The 16744-nt window shown below is 51.3% G+C and carries 8 protein-coding genes; all 8 read left to right on the forward strand.

What is annotated here, in order from left to right:
- The first annotated feature begins 197 nt into the window (after positions 1–197).
- The gene (locus DVH26_RS09880; RefSeq protein ID WP_239633523.1) at positions 198–5132 is read left to right on the forward strand and encodes a family 43 glycosylhydrolase; all 4935 of its coding nucleotides are present in this window, start codon (positions 198–200) and stop codon (positions 5130–5132) included.
- A gap of 307 nt (positions 5133–5439) precedes the next feature.
- The gene (locus tag DVH26_RS09885; RefSeq protein ID WP_239633524.1) at positions 5440–6396 is read left to right on the forward strand and encodes an ABC transporter permease; all 957 of its coding nucleotides are present in this window, start codon (positions 5440–5442) and stop codon (positions 6394–6396) included.
- A 19-nt stretch (positions 6397–6415) separates the two neighbouring features.
- Positions 6416–7288: a carbohydrate ABC transporter permease gene (locus DVH26_RS09890; protein ID WP_239633525.1), complete on the forward strand. Its 873-nt coding sequence runs from the start codon at positions 6416–6418 to the stop codon at positions 7286–7288.
- 41 nt (positions 7289–7329) lie between these two features.
- On the forward strand, positions 7330–8970 hold the full coding sequence (locus tag DVH26_RS09895; protein ID WP_239633526.1) for an extracellular solute-binding protein: 1641 nt from the start codon (positions 7330–7332) through the stop codon (positions 8968–8970).
- A 101-nt stretch (positions 8971–9071) separates the two neighbouring features.
- The gene (locus DVH26_RS09900; protein WP_239633527.1) at positions 9072–10187 is read left to right on the forward strand and encodes a glycoside hydrolase family 88/105 protein; all 1116 of its coding nucleotides are present in this window, start codon (positions 9072–9074) and stop codon (positions 10185–10187) included.
- A gap of 211 nt (positions 10188–10398) precedes the next feature.
- Complete coding sequence (locus DVH26_RS09905; protein WP_239633528.1) at positions 10399–12129, forward strand: cache domain-containing sensor histidine kinase; 1731 nt, start codon at positions 10399–10401, stop codon at positions 12127–12129.
- Entirely contained in the window at positions 12126–13661 is a 1536-nt protein-coding gene (locus tag DVH26_RS09910) for a response regulator transcription factor (RefSeq protein ID WP_239633529.1), read from the forward strand. Before DVH26_RS09905 ends, DVH26_RS09910 begins: the two co-directional genes overlap by 4 nt.
- A 670-nt stretch (positions 13662–14331) precedes the next feature.
- Positions 14332–16620: a helix-turn-helix domain-containing protein gene (locus DVH26_RS09915; protein ID WP_239633530.1), complete on the forward strand. Its 2289-nt coding sequence runs from the start codon at positions 14332–14334 to the stop codon at positions 16618–16620.
- Positions 16621–16744: the final 124 nt, after the last annotated feature.

Genomic DNA, 16744 nt, shown 5'->3' on the forward strand with positions numbered 1-16744 from the left:
AGGCGAAAAGGCTGCAACCACAGAGTTTGCTTCGAAAGGTAGTATGAGGAAACGAGAAAATGAGAGCAGTTTATGCAACTCATCAGGACTGAAGGGGGGTGCTTCTACAATACATACCGCGAGTAATCTATTGGCTTCTCCAGGTGAGTACGAACGCCATAGATAACAGGATGATATGATTCCAAGGAGGATTGTACATGGTCAAAAAAAAATTCAGACATCTGCTGCTTTGTCTCGTAGTGCTGCTGATGCTGCCGCAATGGAGCGGAGTGGCTGCGGCGGCAGAGCCGACGCCAGCTAAGCAGGATTCGGCGTCTGCGCAGGAGGGAAAGAGTGTGTCGGATTTCTACAATGTAATCATGCAGACAGGAGCCGATCCCTGGGTTTACAAGCACACGGACGGCTACTATTACAACGTATTTGTCAACTCCAGCGGCATCATGATCCGCAGAGCGAAGACTATCACCGGCATTGAGGGGGGCGAGAGGAGCCTGGCCTGGACGCCGGTTAAGGGCACCATGTACAGCTCCAATGTTTGGGCGCCGGAAATGCACTATCTTAAGGATACCGACGGCAAATCCAAATGGTACATTTACTTTGCAGCCGACAACGGAACCAATGCAAACCACCGCATGTACGTGCTGGAGAACGCCAGTGAAAATCCGTTGACCGGCACCTGGGAGTTCAAAGGGAAGATTACCGATTCTACCGACCGTTGGGCGATCGACGGCACTGTGCTGACTGTAAATGAGAAACACTATTTCATCTGGTCCGGTTGGGAAGAAACCGACGGGAGCTTCCAGAATTTATATATTGCGCAGATGAGTGATCCACGGACCATCAGCTCGGAACGGGTATTGCTCTCGACGTCTGAATATGACTGGGAATCGTCCCCGGCCAGAATCAATGAAGGCCCCGAAGTCACGATAAAGGGCGACACCATCAATCTGGTCTATTCCGCAAACGGAAGCTGGACAGACAGTTATTGCCTCGGGCTAATCACGGCCAAGATCGGCGACGATTTGATGAATCCCGGCTCCTGGGTGAAAAAAGACATGCCCATCTTCTCCAGTGCCAATGGCGTTTACGGCCCGGGCCACCACAGCATCGTCACGTCTCCTGACGGCACAGAGGACTGGGTCATCTATCATGCCGCCCGCTGGCCGGGATCGGGATGGACTCGCAAAGTCCACACGCAGAAATTCACCTGGAACGCAGACAACACGCCGAACCTGGGAGAGCCCGCCGATCCGAACACACCGATTGCCACGCCTTCGGGCGAGCCGGTGCGGAAGCGCTATGAAGCGGAAAACGCGCTGCTGGTTAAGGATCCGGGCGGTGAAACTTCTCCCGCCGTCCGGCTGGAAAGCACTGCTTCCGGCGGGATGAAAATCGCCAACATCAAGAACGCCAAAGATTATGCCCAGTTTACAGTAAACGTGCCGGAGGCGGGATTTTATATGCTGTCCGTGCGCAATGCCAACGGCTCGCCCAATGCGGCCGATGCCTCCCATATCTTGTCGGTCAACGGGAGCTCCGGAGCCAATTTGAATATCGTCTATTCCGGCCTGAATCGTTGGGGGCTCTCCACGGCGAAAGTCTATCTTAGGGGAGGCAGCAATATCCTCCGCTTCTCGAAGGGGAACAACCTTGCCGAAATCGACAGCATAGATATATTTAAGCTGGATGCATCGGAAATGTTATTCGATGCCCCGGGCTACACGTTAGGGTTGGGTGAAACCCGCAGCTTGCCCCTGTATACCGTAACAGGCACTACCTATACCGCTGTTGACACAGGAGCAATCTTCAGTTCTTCCAATACGAAGGTCGCCGTTATTGACGGTGGGGTTAGGGTTAAGGCTGTAAGTGCGGGCAGTACCACAATCACCGCCACATATAACGGGAAAACGGCCACAGCCACGGTTACCGTTGCTGCGGAGCCTAAAGCTGTGCAGTCCGTTGCCTTCGGCGGATTGGACCGCATCCTGACCAGCGGGCAGACAAGCGGACCATTGCAGGTAACGGCACACTATAACAACTATGAGGTTCAGAATGTGACAGCGGCTGCCCGGTATACCAGCAGCGATCCTGGGGTGGTCGGGATTGATTCGGATTCTGTGACCCAATCGGTATATGCGGTTAAACCGGGCACAGCTCTTATTACAGCCGAATACAACGGCAAGAAAGCAGAGCTCAACTTGACCGTTATTGCAGCATCTGATGCGGTTCAGGTTACTTCCGTAGTGAAGATTCCTTCCGGAGTGGCCCCTAAGCTGCCTAGCGTTGTTGATGTTGTCTACAACAGCCAGTCGAAGAAGGCAGAGGTTGTCAGCTGGGAGCCGGAGGGACTTGACTTCAACTCCCTTGGCACAGTTCAGGTGCCTGTCACCCTGAAGCTGGATGGCCGTGATTTTCCTTCCACCGTTGCCGTAAACGTTATTCCGGGATGGGGCCTTGATGAGATTGTGAATCAACTCCGCAACAAGCTGGCCAACATCTCCTACCCATTGGGCGATGGGCTGGGCAACTATAGCCAATCCAAGTATGATGCCTTCGTGGCCGAAGTGAACAAGGCGGAAGAGATGGCCGTAATCGCCGATCTGAGCAAAGAGCAGTTTAACGAGGAACTGGATAAGCTTGCTCAAGCGGAAGCAGCTTTGTTAGGTTCGCTGAACAGCATTCAGGACGGCGTAATCTATAACGCTTACCGGGATTTCTCCGGCGATACGGTTGGCAAGTACCCTTATGGCATTACCACCGAAGGTCTGACCAATGGCGCTACCGCCACTGTACAGGAAGAGGCCGGAAATAAATTCCTCCGGCTGACCACAACCGCTACTTCGGGCAAGGCAAACCTGCTCCTGCCGTATGCAGGCGAGGTAAAGGCTGAGGCGGATCAGCGCGTCGTCATCGAATACCGCGCCAGACTAAACACCAGCTTCCAGTACGCCAATGGCGCCATGATGCGAAATGACAGCGGCACAGGCAATTATTCCATGGTCACGGCTTTTGATATGGGTAAAATTATAGTCCAGAATGGACCGTCCAATAAGGTCAAAGTCAAAGACTTTGAGTACAATACATGGTACAAAATCAAAATGGTGGCAAACTGGGACGCCAAGACTTATACCGTCTACATAGACGATGTTGAGGCGGCCACTGACTACAATTTCCGCCATACAGGCGGCGATAAGCTGGTCGGCCAGCTGTTCGGCATCGATGGCTATGCCAACGCCTCCATCGACTTTGACGATTTCAAAGCGATGGTTACCGGAGGACCGAGGGCTGCGCCCGAGGGGCTCAAGCACACCAATGAAACAGCGGTTGGGGCCAATGATGGACGCATCACCGGGGTCAACCCTTCCATGGAATGGTCCTCCGACTATGGGAGCACCTGGTTGAGTGTCGAAGGGGATACCATCGCAAATCTTTCTCCCGGGACTTATTGGGTTCGTTACCCTGAGACGGATACCCATAAAGCCAGTCCCCATGTGGGGTTAACCATTGCAGTCTATACTCAGCCGGTGCATGTCACCGGGGTGAGCCTGAATCAGACCGCCGCCCAATTGTATACCAACCATGGGAATTCGAATGTCCAGCTCACCGCAAATGTGGAACCCGTTGACGCAGCTGACAAAACCTTGACCTGGACCACTTCTAATCCGGCTGTAGCTACTGTGGATGAACGCGGTCTTGTGAAGGCTCATGCCGCAGGTACAGCCGTTATTACGGTAACCACTGAAGACGGCGGTTACACCGATACATGTATAGTGACCGTAAGCTTGTACACGGACTCTGAAAATCCGGGGACTCCACCAGTCCATGTGACGGGTGTAAGCCTGAATCAGACCACTGCCCAACTGTATACCAACCATGGGGATTCGACTGTCCAGCTTACCGCAAATGTGGAACCCGCTGACGCAGCCAACAAAGCGGTGACCTGGAGCAGTTCCAATCCGGCTGTTGCTACCGTGGTGGGACATGGGCTCGTGACGGTTCATGCCGCAGGTACAGCCGTTATTACGGTAACCACTGAAGACGGCGGCTCCACAGCTTCTTGTGTTGTAACTGTGGGTGTATATGATAATGACAGCGAACATGATAACGATAGCGGTGAAAGCGACGGAGATCCCCAAATTGGCGGCAGCAATCCCGTCGTCCCGACTACGCCGTCTACTGGGGTCAAAAACGGGGATGGCAGCACGACCACCAGCATCACCGATCAGACAACCGGTACGGTGACGGAGACTACTGTCTGGCCGAATGGCGACCGTGAAGTTATAACGAAAGAACGCAATGGTACAATTACCGAGGTTGTCACCAAGCAGAATGGAAGCAAGCGTGAGACCGTGAGCAAGCCCGATGGAAGCAGCCGCTCCGTCACCACAGATACACAGGGAGTCAAGGTGGAGATCACCACGACTTCTCTGGGGGGAGTAACAGCCGCTGTCCATCTGCCCGAAGGCGTTGCGCAAGCGCGGGTCACAATTCCATTCAAGAATGCTTCTGCTTCCACGGTAGCCTTTGCGGTTCGGGAAGACGGAACCAAGGAAGTGATCGGAACGGTTATCACCGAAGCCGGATTGAGTTTTACAGCTAAGGGCAATATGACGGTGAGGCTGATCGACAATAAGGTTGTTTTCCAGGATGTTCCCAACAGTCATTGGGCTGCGGAGTCGATTGCCTTCACAGCAAGCCGCGAATGGCTGCTCGGAACGGAGCAGGGAATCTTCGCTCCCGATGTATCCTTGAGCCGCGCCATGCTATTTACCGTTCTGGCCCGTTTGCATGGCCTTGAGACCGAAGGCGGGGAATATTGGTACAGCAAGGCGAAAGACTGGGCTACCGCTTCCGGAATCAGCGATGGCAGTAGCCCTGAAGCTTCCATTACCCGGGAACAACTGATTACTGTCCTGTACCGTTACGCCGGACAGCCTGCTGCAAGCAGCAATGGCAAGAGCTTTGCGGACAGCGGCGAAGTGTCAGCTTGGGCAAATGATGCCATCGATTGGGCTGTATCGGCAGGTATTCTTAACGGCAAACCGGGGAACCTTCTGGAGCCTGCCAGTGTTGTCTCCCGGGCGGAAGTATCCGCCATGCTCGCGCGCTTTATAGCGTGGCGCAGCAACTGAAGCGATTGAGTGGATCACAGGTAAAAAACCAAGGAGCAAAGCGGGAACATCCGCCCGGCTCCTTGGTTTTTTGCATCCCGCATGAGCGGGCCACTCCCTATGCGGGGGGGATTTGTCAGGGCGCAGGCTTTGCGGAGGGGAGATGTTGGTGGAACGGTATTCCAAGCGGGCGCTCCTGCAGGTTTGAAGGAGAAACAAAAATCGCACAGAAAGACCTAAAGATTCTTAAGGCCCGGAATGGACGAACCGCGGTACATTATAAGCATCACATCCAACAAATACTTTCAGCAGGAAAGAAGGGGAAGCCATGAAAACAACGCCTGCCGCCGTAGGAACGGATAGAGCACCGGCAGCCAAAGAGGCTTTTTACCAGACAAAGCGGTTTCGGCAAAATATTCCGCTATTTGTCATGCTTATACCGGGAGTGCTTTATTATCTGATATTCCGCTACTTGCCTATGGGCGGTCTTGTGATTGCTTTCAAGAACTACAATTTTCACGATGGCATATGGGCAAGTCCGTGGGTGGGCTTGAAATATTTCGAGATTTTATTCCAGTCCAACGTCACGCTGCAAATTATCTGGAATACCCTTACCCTGAGCGTACTGAGCCTGATCTTCGGGTTCCCTGCGCCGATTATTATCGCCATTGCCTTGAATGAGGTCCGGAAGAGCTGGCTGAAGCGCTGGATTCAAACCATTATTTATCTGCCTCATTTTTTGTCCTGGGTTATCGTTGCAGGCATTATCCTGACCCTGTTCTCCATTGACGGAGGGACCATTAACAAGCTGCTGGGCCAATTGGGGATGGAGCCGGTGCCTTTCCTGTACCGCGCGAACTCATGGACCGCCATCTTTATCGGCTCCGGCATGTGGAAGGAGATGGGCTTCAGCGCTATTATCTATCTCGCCGCTATCTCCGGCATTGACCCCAGCCTGTACGAATCCGCGGGGATGGACGGTGCAGGCAAGCTTAGGCAGATTTGGCATATTACACTGCCGGGCATCCGTCCTACGATTATCCTGCTGCTGATTCTTGGAATGGGCCGTCTGATGGAGGTAGGATTTGACCAGGTTTACAATTTGCAGAATCCCACTGTCCTGCAGAAAGCGGAGGTCATCAGCACCTACGTGTACAAAGTGGGGCTGCAGCAGGCCCAATTTGGCCTGACTACAGCCATGGGCTTGTTTGAATCCTTTGTCGGTCTGGTGCTTGTGCTGTCGGCCAATGCATTGGCCCGTAAATTCGATCAGGGTTTATTCTGAAGAAAGGAGGGAAATCCTCTTGAGGGAATCCACAGGCGGAAATATTTTTGTAATCTTTATTCACGTGGTATTGATCATCATTTCGCTCACCTGCATCCTGCCTTTCCTGCATCTGATTGCGCTGTCCGTAAGCTCGGGGCATGCGGTTGACCTGGGTCAGGTCTGGTTCTGGCCGGTGGGGATTGATTTCACCGTTTACAGATACTTTTTTGAGAATACGCCGGCCTTGCGCGCCTTTACCAACAGCGTGATCATTACCTTATGCGGTACGGCCTTGAGCATGCTGGCCACGGTGCTGACGGCCTATCCCTTATCCCGCCGTTACCTTTACGCCCGCAAGCCGATCACAACGGCCGCATTGTTCACCATGCTCTTCAGCGGAGGCATGATCCCTACCTATCTGGTCATGAATAGCCTTCATTTGACCAATACTTACTGGTCCCTATGGTTTGGCGGGCTGATCAGTACCTATAATATGCTGATTATGAAAAGCTATTTTGAGAGCATCCCGGGAGAAGTGGCGGAATCCGCCCAGATTGATGGCTGCGGCGAGGTCCAGCTGCTCATGCGTATCATACTGCCCTTGTCTCTTCCCATGCTGGCTACGCTGACGTTATTCTACGGAGTGGGCTACTGGAACATGTTCATGAGCGTTATTCTTTACATCAATAAGACGAATTTGCAGAATCTTACTGTTATCGTTCAGGGGATGCTGCAAATTCAGGGGAACTTCAATATGTCGGCCATGGATATGATGCAGCAGCAGGAGATGGTATCCGAAAAGCTGAAAGCGGTTGGGGTTATGGTTATGGTTGTGCCCATGCTGGTGGTATATCCGTTCCTGCAGAAATATTTTGTCAAAGGCATTATGCTTGGCTCTATCAAGGGTTAGCTGCAACAATAAAATCAATCATAGATTGAGGGGGATTCCATATGTTTGGACAAACATCCGCACCAAAAATGAAGATCACGTTGGCGCTGGGACTGTCGGCGGTTATGGCAGCAGGGGCAGCTGGTTGCAGTCAAAAGGAAGAGGGGACAAAGGGGCAAGCCGAAGGAAAAGCCATAATTACCGTTTCCAACTATGACAGGGGTAATATTCCCGCAGCGGAGGGAACGGTTGAGGACAACCGTTGGACCAAGTGGATCAATGAGCATTCTCCCGTTACGGCCAAGTATGTGCCGGTGGCCCGGGCAGAGGCAGTCAAAAAGCTGAATGTCTTGTTCGCATCGGGCAGTGCGCCGGATATTGTCAATGATTATGATACGGGGTTCCGGAATTCCCTGTACCAGCAGAAGCAATTAATGCCTCTGGACGATTACTTGCAATATGCGCCTGAATACCAGAAGCTGCTGGAGAAGTACCCCCAGCTTCGCAAAATAGGCACCAAGCCGGACGGCAAGCTTTACGAAATCGGCAAAATTAATGAGCCCCATCTGCAGAGTGTAGCCTTTATCCGGATGGATTGGCTGAAAAAGCTGAAGCTGGAGGTTCCGAAGACCACCGACGAATTGCTTGTCGTTCTAAAAGCATTCGCTGAGCAGGACCCTGACAGCAACGGGAAGAAGGATACTTATGGAACCAATATGAGCTACACCTCGGACGGCATGGTGGATTCCATGTTCGGCTCGTACGGCTGGAAAATCTCCAATGATGACAAAATTATCAGGACTTGGGATAATTCGCTGGAGTCTCTTAAATTCAAGAAAAGGTTATTTGAGGAAGGGCTTATCGATAAGGATTATCTGGCGGACAAGAATGGAGCCAAAGCCAAGCAGGATTACCTGAACGGAAAAATAGGCGTTTATCTTCCTCCTGTTGTCAGCAACTGGTTTGAGAGTACGGTAACGGACGTCAAAACGCTCCGCAAGGTTGTTCCAGAGGCGGAGATTGCGCCGATGGCGCAGCCCAAGTCTTCCATGGGGCAATTCGTTCATCATGTGGTCAACCCGGTTCAAATGACCACGGTGATCAATGCTGCGGCCAAAAATCCCAAGGCTGCTATGGAATATATTAACTTCATTATCAAGCCGGAGAACAGTCTGATTCTGAAAAAAGGAATGGAAGGAGAGCATTGGAAAAAAGGTGCGGACGGTTTTCCCAAGGTCATTGATCCTGCGAAGAATGCCAAGGAACTGGATTGGGCCATGGACTACTCCATGTTCTACTCGATCCCGGAGAATCCGCTTCTGATTTCCACCACTGCGTTCGACGTGAGTGATCCTGATCAGAAGGCCGGTCTGGACATGCTGAAGAAAGCCGACGAGTTTCTGCTTAATCCCGAGGCCCAGTATCCCGCGCTGAGTCACTACGAGCATATGCCTACCCTGTCGAGCGAGTTGGTAGTGATCAATACCAACATCGACAAGGAAATGAAGGACATCTATACCAAAGGCATTATCGGCGGGGCCCAATATACCCCTGAGCAGGCCATTGCAGATGCCAAAGCTGCCTGGGAGAGAGGCGGCGGCAAACAGATCGAGGAATTCATGAATACCTGGTATAAAGAAAATAAGGACAGAGCCTTCCTAGGTAAGGATATCCTGGAGTTGGTCCGCTCCCAACACAAGTAGGGGCTGAAGGGCCTGGAATAGGATAAATGCGGACTTGGTTCGGCAAAGGCCGGGCCAAGTTTGCTTTCGGAACATTAGATATGAGAAGGAGTATATGAATCATGACAAATGAAATGCTGCTTCAAAAAATCGGACTGGTAGTGGACAAGCTTATGAATCTGGGCGGCAGCGACTATGAAAAGGACAAAACCGTGGTCCAGGCCGACACAAGAAAAGGAATTGTCCAACGGGATTTCGGAATTGAAGAATGGGACTGGCCCCAGGGCGTCGGTCTTTATGGTCTGTACAAACTGCAGAAGTATTACAGCGATCACCGCTATATGGAGTTTTTTCAGAACTGGTATTCCCGCAATTTGGAGGTCGGTCTGCCGTCAAAAAACATTAATACGACCGCCCCTTATCTGGCTCTGGTTCTGCTCCTGGATCAGCTTGAGCCTTCCAACCAGCTGGAACAGCTGTGCCGGGATCACGCGGACTGGCTCGTTCATGAGCTGCCCAAAACCAAAGAAGGCGGCTTCCAGCATACAGTCACTGCCATTGGTAACCGGGATGGAATCCACTTGCACAATGGGCAGTTATGGATTGATACGCTCTTTATGGCGGTTCTGTTTCTGAACCAGGCCGGCCGCAAGTTCAACCGGCCGGAGTGGGAGCAAGAAGCAGTACACCAGATTCTCCTCCATATCAAGTACTTGTACGACAAACATACCGGACTGTTCTTCCACGGCTGGAGCTTCGAGCGCAATGATAATTTCGGCAGCATCTTCTGGTGCCGCGGCAATTCCTGGTTCACCTACGGCCTCGTCGATTACCTGGAAACTTGTCAGGATACGATGAACCCGGGTATCCGTCAATTTCTAGTTGATACGTATAAGGCTCAGGTCAACGCTCTGGTTCCGCTCCAGGCCGCTTCCGGTCTATGGCACACCGTCCTGCAAGACCCAACCAGCTATGAAGAGGTATCTGGATCGGCCGCAATTGCCGCGGGTATCCTAAAAGGCATAAAAGCAGGTATTTTGGATTCCTCCTATCAGGCTGTTGCCGACAAGGCCATCCAGGCGGTTTGTCAAAATATCAGCGGGGATGGAACCGTGCTGAATGTGTCGGCCGGAACCGGTATGGGAATGGATAAAGACCATTATAAAAATATTACCATTATGCCAATGGCATACGGACAGTCCCTTGCTCTTATTGCCTTGTATGAAGCTTTAAAATAATACGGGCAAACCGGACCGGAACGTGACGCGCTTCCTTCCTATGTAGACAGGTAAAATGTAAACCTTGTTTGCTTGGAAGGAAGCGTTTTATAATACAATATGAAATTCAAAGGGGGAGGGGAGCCGACTGCATCCGACAAGCTGGCCGGGGTATATAGCCGGAAAAATAAAGGGCAGCTTCAAGATCAAACTGATCGTGCTGCTCTCGTGTATGGTAACACTTGCCTTTGCCTTGGCAGGCTGGATGGTTTACCGGTCAAATATCCAATTAATGGAGGATGAAATCAGCAAGCAGTTCTCCATCGCCAACGAACAGGCTTTGGCCAGACTGGAGATGTCCTTCCAGGAAATCAACCGCGTATCCCAATCCATTATCCTGAACCCGTCCATCGAACTGTTCCTCAGGGAGAACATCGTTCCTGTAAGCGATTCCTATACCCAATTCAAGAACCGCAAGTATGTGGAAGAGCAGTTGAATATGCTGCTGGTGGATGCGCCGTCCATCCGCTCCGTTTTCCTGTACAATGAGAACGGGGAAATGACGGTTCTCTCCAAAAGCGGTGCGTCGGGAGAGCCGGGAACGGATGACTTGACCAGGATGATGGAAAAGCTTAAGCCCCATCGGGGGAATATGGTCTGGGGCCGGGCCGAGGCGGCCAGCACCATTGATCCGGACGGCCGCAGAACGGTTCTGGTTGCTGCCAGACGGATGCTCAATGAGAAGCTGATCCCGTACGGTACCATGGTGATGGTGATGGAGGAAAGCCTGGTATCCAAGGTGCTGCGGGATCTTACGGAGAACGGCGGCAAGGTGCTGCTGCTGGAGCCTACAGGAGGTATGCTCTACTCCAATACCGACCAGAGCGAGATGGAGCAGCTCTTGAAACTGACAGAGGCAAATTATCCCCGTTATGTCAAAATGAATGGCATCACCTATCTGTTTGTCCGCCACGAGCTGATTCCGGCAGGCTTTACCCTATACGGAGGGGCTTCCTTGCAGGAGATACAGAGGAAAAATAAAGACATCATCCAGGTATTGGCATTTGCCGGAATCGGCGTGATCCTGCTCAGTGCACTGCTTATTACGATTTCCACCCGGACGCTCCTGACTCCTCTGGCCCATTTGATGCAGGGACTGCGTACGCTGCGTTCCGGCGATTTCACGGTCCGTGTCAGAGTGGATTCCGGCGATGAGCTGGGCTACATTGGAGACAGCTTCAACAGCATGGCGGAGCAAGTGAGCGAGCTGATCAATAAGGTATATTTGGCCCAGATCAGCCAGAGGGAATCGGAGCTGAAGGCCATCCAGGCACAGCTGAACCCCCATTATCTGCACAACCTGTTCAATGAGCTGTATTGGAAGCTGTACAGCAACGACCAGGAAGAGGTGGCGCTTCTGATCAACGCCATCTCGGAGATGTTGAAGTATTCCCTTAAGCCTGTCCAGACTGATACGACTCTTGGCGAAGAGCTGCATCAGATCCGCAATTACATCAAGATCCAGACAGAGCTGTTCACCGGCGAGATTGAAACCATTATTCAAGCTGAAGAGTCCCTGCTGAATCTGCGGATGATGCGCTCCCTCTTGCTGCCGGTGGTGGAAAATGTTTTTGTTCACGCATTCCGTGATATGGAGAAAGACCGGGTGCTGCGGATTAAAGCGTTCCTGTTAAATGATGCGCTGCATATCGAGGTGGCTGACAACGGATGCGGCATGGATAAAGAAACCATTAGAACCTTGACAGAGGCGGAGGCTGTGCTGCCGGACGGCAATAAGACGGGAATCGGCTACAAAAGTGTGCTGCGGCGCATTCAGCTGGTATACGGACCCGCATATGGAGTGGAAATTACGAGCAGTAAAGGGAAAGGAACGGTTGTTCACATGACGCTTCCTACTATTAAATCTGGGACACTGGGGAGTCATGAGGAGGGGAACGGATGAGAGGCAAGCTGTTTATTGCAGAGGATCAGCCCAACTTCCGCAAGGGGCTGCTGAAGCTGGCGGGAAAGCGGTCCGCCGAGTGGGTGGTGACGGGGGAAGCGGCCAATGGCCGGGACGCCTTGATAATGATGGAGCAATGTGTCCCGGATCTCTTGCTGACCGATATCCGGATGCCCCATATTGATGGTCTGCAGCTGGCAGAAGAAATCAGAAGCCGCGGCTGGCTGACGAAGATTGTGATTGTAACCGGATTCAAGGATTTTTCGTATGCCCAGTCCGCCGTCAAGTTCGGGGTGCTGGATTTTATCACGAAGCCTTGTGTGGAAACGGATATATTAAGCGTACTCGACCGGATTTATGTGCAGCTGATTGAAGAAAGCCAGTCCCAGCTTTTGGTGGAGGGCTGGAAGCGCCAGCATGAAGACAGCGAGCTGCGCTCGGCTATTATGGGTATGCCCTGCAGCGGCGAAGAGGTGGAGGCTTTGCTGAAGCGAATGAAGCAATGCGAGCTGCATTTTTTCCGTTTTCCTACGTATTTCCCCCCGGAGAAGCATTATTCCGCCCAAGATGTGCCGCTTTTGCAGTTTGCTTTCGCCAATATTGCCGGGGAGCACTTGAATAAATGGTTTCACGGCGGCTTTCGCCTGTTTCCCTTGAACGCATCAGAGTGGGCTTTATTGGTGGACCGGAGTGCTTCCCGGCCGGATACACCCCCCTCATGGCCGCAGATACTCACCGATTCGGTCCATCATTATCTGAAGCTGGCTCTTGAATGCAGCGGACAAGGGCTATGCGCCAGCACGGAGGAATTGCGCCAAGGCTACAGACAGTATTGCCGGGAAGGGGACAGGGACCACGGTTCTGCCAATGAATCACTGCTCAACCAGACGGCGCTTTACGAGAAGGAAAAGGAAATTATAACGTGGCTTATGTCGGAGGATAACAGCCGACTGAGCCGGGAGCTGCAGGAGCAAGCCGTCCGGATCAGCCATTTGCCCCCGCAAACCGCCAAGATCGAAGCGCTGCTGCTGGCTGCAGCCATTCTCCGGCTGGTGCAGGTCCAGTTTCCCGAATGGCAAATGGCCGTGCGCCCCATAGAGTGGGATTCTGTCTACAAATGTGCGACGCCGGATGATATTGCGGTATGGCTGCAGGGATACATCCATGAATTCCTGAAGTCCCACAATAACTGGCTTGCCAGTAAGAATGATAACCCGGTCAAGCAGGCCATCCGGTTTATTGAAGAATCATACATGGGGGTATGCGGCTTGGCCGAGGTGGCGGCCCATGTCCATCTCAACCCCAGCTATTTCAGTAATCTGTTTAAAAAGGAAACCGGGGAAAGTGTAACCGGCTATATCCAGAACCTGCGCGTACAGAAAGCGAAGCTTCTGCTGAAAAGCACAGATATGAAAATATTCGAAATTTCCGAGGCCACCGGCTTCAACGACTCCAATTATTTCACGCATATGTTCAACAAAATAGCAGGAGTCTCCCCCAAAGAATACCGCAAGCAGATGGCCGGACAGTGACTCTTTCAGGAAAAATGTCCATTTGCACCGTGCCCAAACCGGTTAAATAGGAATCTCTGAGGGAACTTCATCCACTGGCAGACAAGCATCGCCAGCCGAATCATGGGGAGTGGAATTATGGGAATCCGTTTTGTCAAAACGGCGGCCGCCGTGTATCTATCTTTCCTGGCCGCCAATCTGTTTTCCTTAAAGCAGGTGTTTTATGCGTACTAGCGGCTTTGACCTTCTGAAGGACCAAGAATTGATAGAATTATATTACCTTGTTTTGAAACTTGATATTGATAAGGAGTTTCAAATGCTAATCTACGGAGAGTTAAAGGCAAGAGGATTCATCCGCTCTAAATATAAAAACACTCAACTGCCAAGCAGTCGTCGGATGCAATTCAACAGTAATACTCTTAAAGTACTTAGAGGAGCTAAAGATTGATTAAACTAACGGATACGATCGATCGCTTAATAAAAAACGAAAGATGCAGCTGCCAGCTCTGCACCGGCAGCTGCTTTATATTATTGCGCAAATTTGCAAGGTAATTATATCTAAAAAAGGAAATTGGTATGTTCTGGCACCTGATAATCCGTTCTAATGATTATGCCCTGATTATGGACTTCCATTAAGCCCGTCTCTATAATAGGAGAAACATTAGATGAAACGGCTTACGAGGGAGATGCCATGAAAATTCGTTCCAGCAAATATTTCACCCGTCTCTTGATGTACAGTCTGCTGATCGGTTCTATTCCAGTTATCATCATTGGAGTGATCTCATATTACAAAGCCTATTCTATAGTTCAGGATAAGGTCAACTATAGCAGCATGGCGACACTTCAGCAGACCCAACTTCGTGTGGAGCAAATCCTCAAGACGATCGATCATTCGGTTACACAGTATATTGGCTCGCCTCTTGTAGTGAATGCTATGTCGCTCCCTTATTCAGCAGCCCATTATCAGGTGTATAATGAAATGTACCAGAGTATGGTACGCAGCCAAACCTTCGAGCTGACAATAAACAATATGACGGTACTGAATTTAAAAGGTCAATGGGGCGTCGACAACAACAATATTTTTACATTCGACGATGTTAAGAATCTGGATCAGCTTCTCCAGTATGAGAAGCTGCCTTCATTTTCCCTTTGGGTAACGGATGAGGACAAGAGTTCGCCAAGTATACATCTTGTGAAGAAAATCCCTCTGAATTCACTGAAAGCCGACGGACTGGCCATCGTGAGCATCGCCGAATCACAGCTGGCGAGACTTCTTGCAGCCGACAGCCGGATTGGCAGCATCATGGTCATGGATAAGGATTACCGCCTGTTGTCTCGAAGCGATCAGAAAGTGCAGCAATCCGGCTTGGAGCAGCTGGTTGCCGAGATGCAAAGGCGAAGTGAAACGGAAGGACAATTCAATGTAGAGCTTGAAGGGGACAATACAAGCGTCATCATGCGCAAGTCAAGTTATAATGGCTGGATTTATGTGTCCGCCATATCCATAAAGGATATTACCCGAGATTCCCGCTCTATAGGCTGGGTTACTCTGATTGTATGCCTGCTCATGGTTCTGATAACCGGCGGACTGGCACTGTTCGGTTCCCGGACGTTCTACCAACCGGTTCGCAAATTGGTCGCGAAAATGGGAGACAGATTCGGAGAACCGCCAGAAGAAGCCCGTGCCGATGAATTTGCCTTGATCGGTTATCGGCTGCAATCCATGCTGCAGACGGAATCCCGCCTCTTGGATCAGCTTACGGGACAAGTACGGGAGCTGAAGCAGTTTTTTGTCATGAAGCTGATTCGTGGCGAGGAAAAAGAGTCTCAGCTGCCGGTCAGATGGAAAGAGTATGGCTATCAAGCCAATTGGGAGTGGCATGCCATACTCGCTATTCAGATCGATTCTCTGGAGAAGTCCCAGTATAATGAAAATGACCGCGATCTGCTGCTCTTCGCCATCGCAAATATCGTTGGAGAGCTGATCCCCGCCGAGGAACGGTTAGATCCGGTGATGCTGGAACAATCCCAGATTACGGTTATCGGAGGGGCGGGAGCTACGGATGAAGAGTACAAGAACCGGTTGTTTGCCATGGCGGAGCTTATCCAGAGAACCGTGCTGCATTACCTGAAGCTGCAAATTAGCATCGGCATCAGCCGTCCTGAGAAGCGGCTCATCGATATTGCTGTCTCTGCCGAGCAAGCGCTAGAGGCGCTTCGCTACCGGATTCGTTACGGCCCGGGATCCGTTCTGTTTATCGATGATGTTCAGCCTGAAGACGTAGTATCCAGAGTGTTCCCGCACCGTGCGGCCAAAGAACTCTACGATGCAGTTAAGCTGGCGGAGCGGACAAGGGCTGACGAACTGTTGGAACGCTGCATTGAACTGATCTTTCAAGAGCAAGCCGACTGGCGCCAATACCGAATGGCATTGGTGAGGCTGTACACGATGCTTACCGAGCTTGGACAGTACGAGATAACACCGGATACAAGGAAAGATACAGAGATAGAATTACCACCTGATCAGGAAAAGCTGCTTTTTGACAGACTGCTCGATCTCAGATCCCAGGAGGAAATACGTTATTGGTTTAGCGATACCGTCATTGCCCCGGTCATGCGCAGGATGGAACAGCAGAGCAAGTCTCATACCAAGAAAATATCGGACCAGCTGACGGATTTGATCCACCGGAGCTTCGACACCGAGCTTACCCTTGAGGCTTGCGCGAGGCAATTGAACTACCACCCCAACTATTTGGGTCCGCTGTTCAGTAAGGAAAAAGGGATCAGCTTCAGTGAGTACCTGCAAAACTACCGTTTGCAGATGGCGAAGCGATGGCTGGTCGAGACAGATATGAAGATCGCGGATATCGCGGAAAGACTGACCTATACTAACCCTCAGAATTTCATCCGCTTTTTCCGCAAGATGGAGAATATGACGCCCGGACAATACCGGGAATTGCACGGCCATCATAAAATATGAACATAACAAATCGAGACTCCTTGCGATAGGCTCCCAACCTGTCATTGGGGGTCTTCTTTGATGTAGACATGATTATTCCACACGTGATGATGATTATAGCCCCTACAGCGACAAACTCCCTTCC

Origin of the sequence: Paenibacillus sp. H1-7 (genome assembly GCF_022354825.1) — a bacterium.
Taxonomy (GTDB): Bacteria; Bacillota; Bacilli; order Paenibacillales; family NBRC-103111; genus Paenibacillus_S.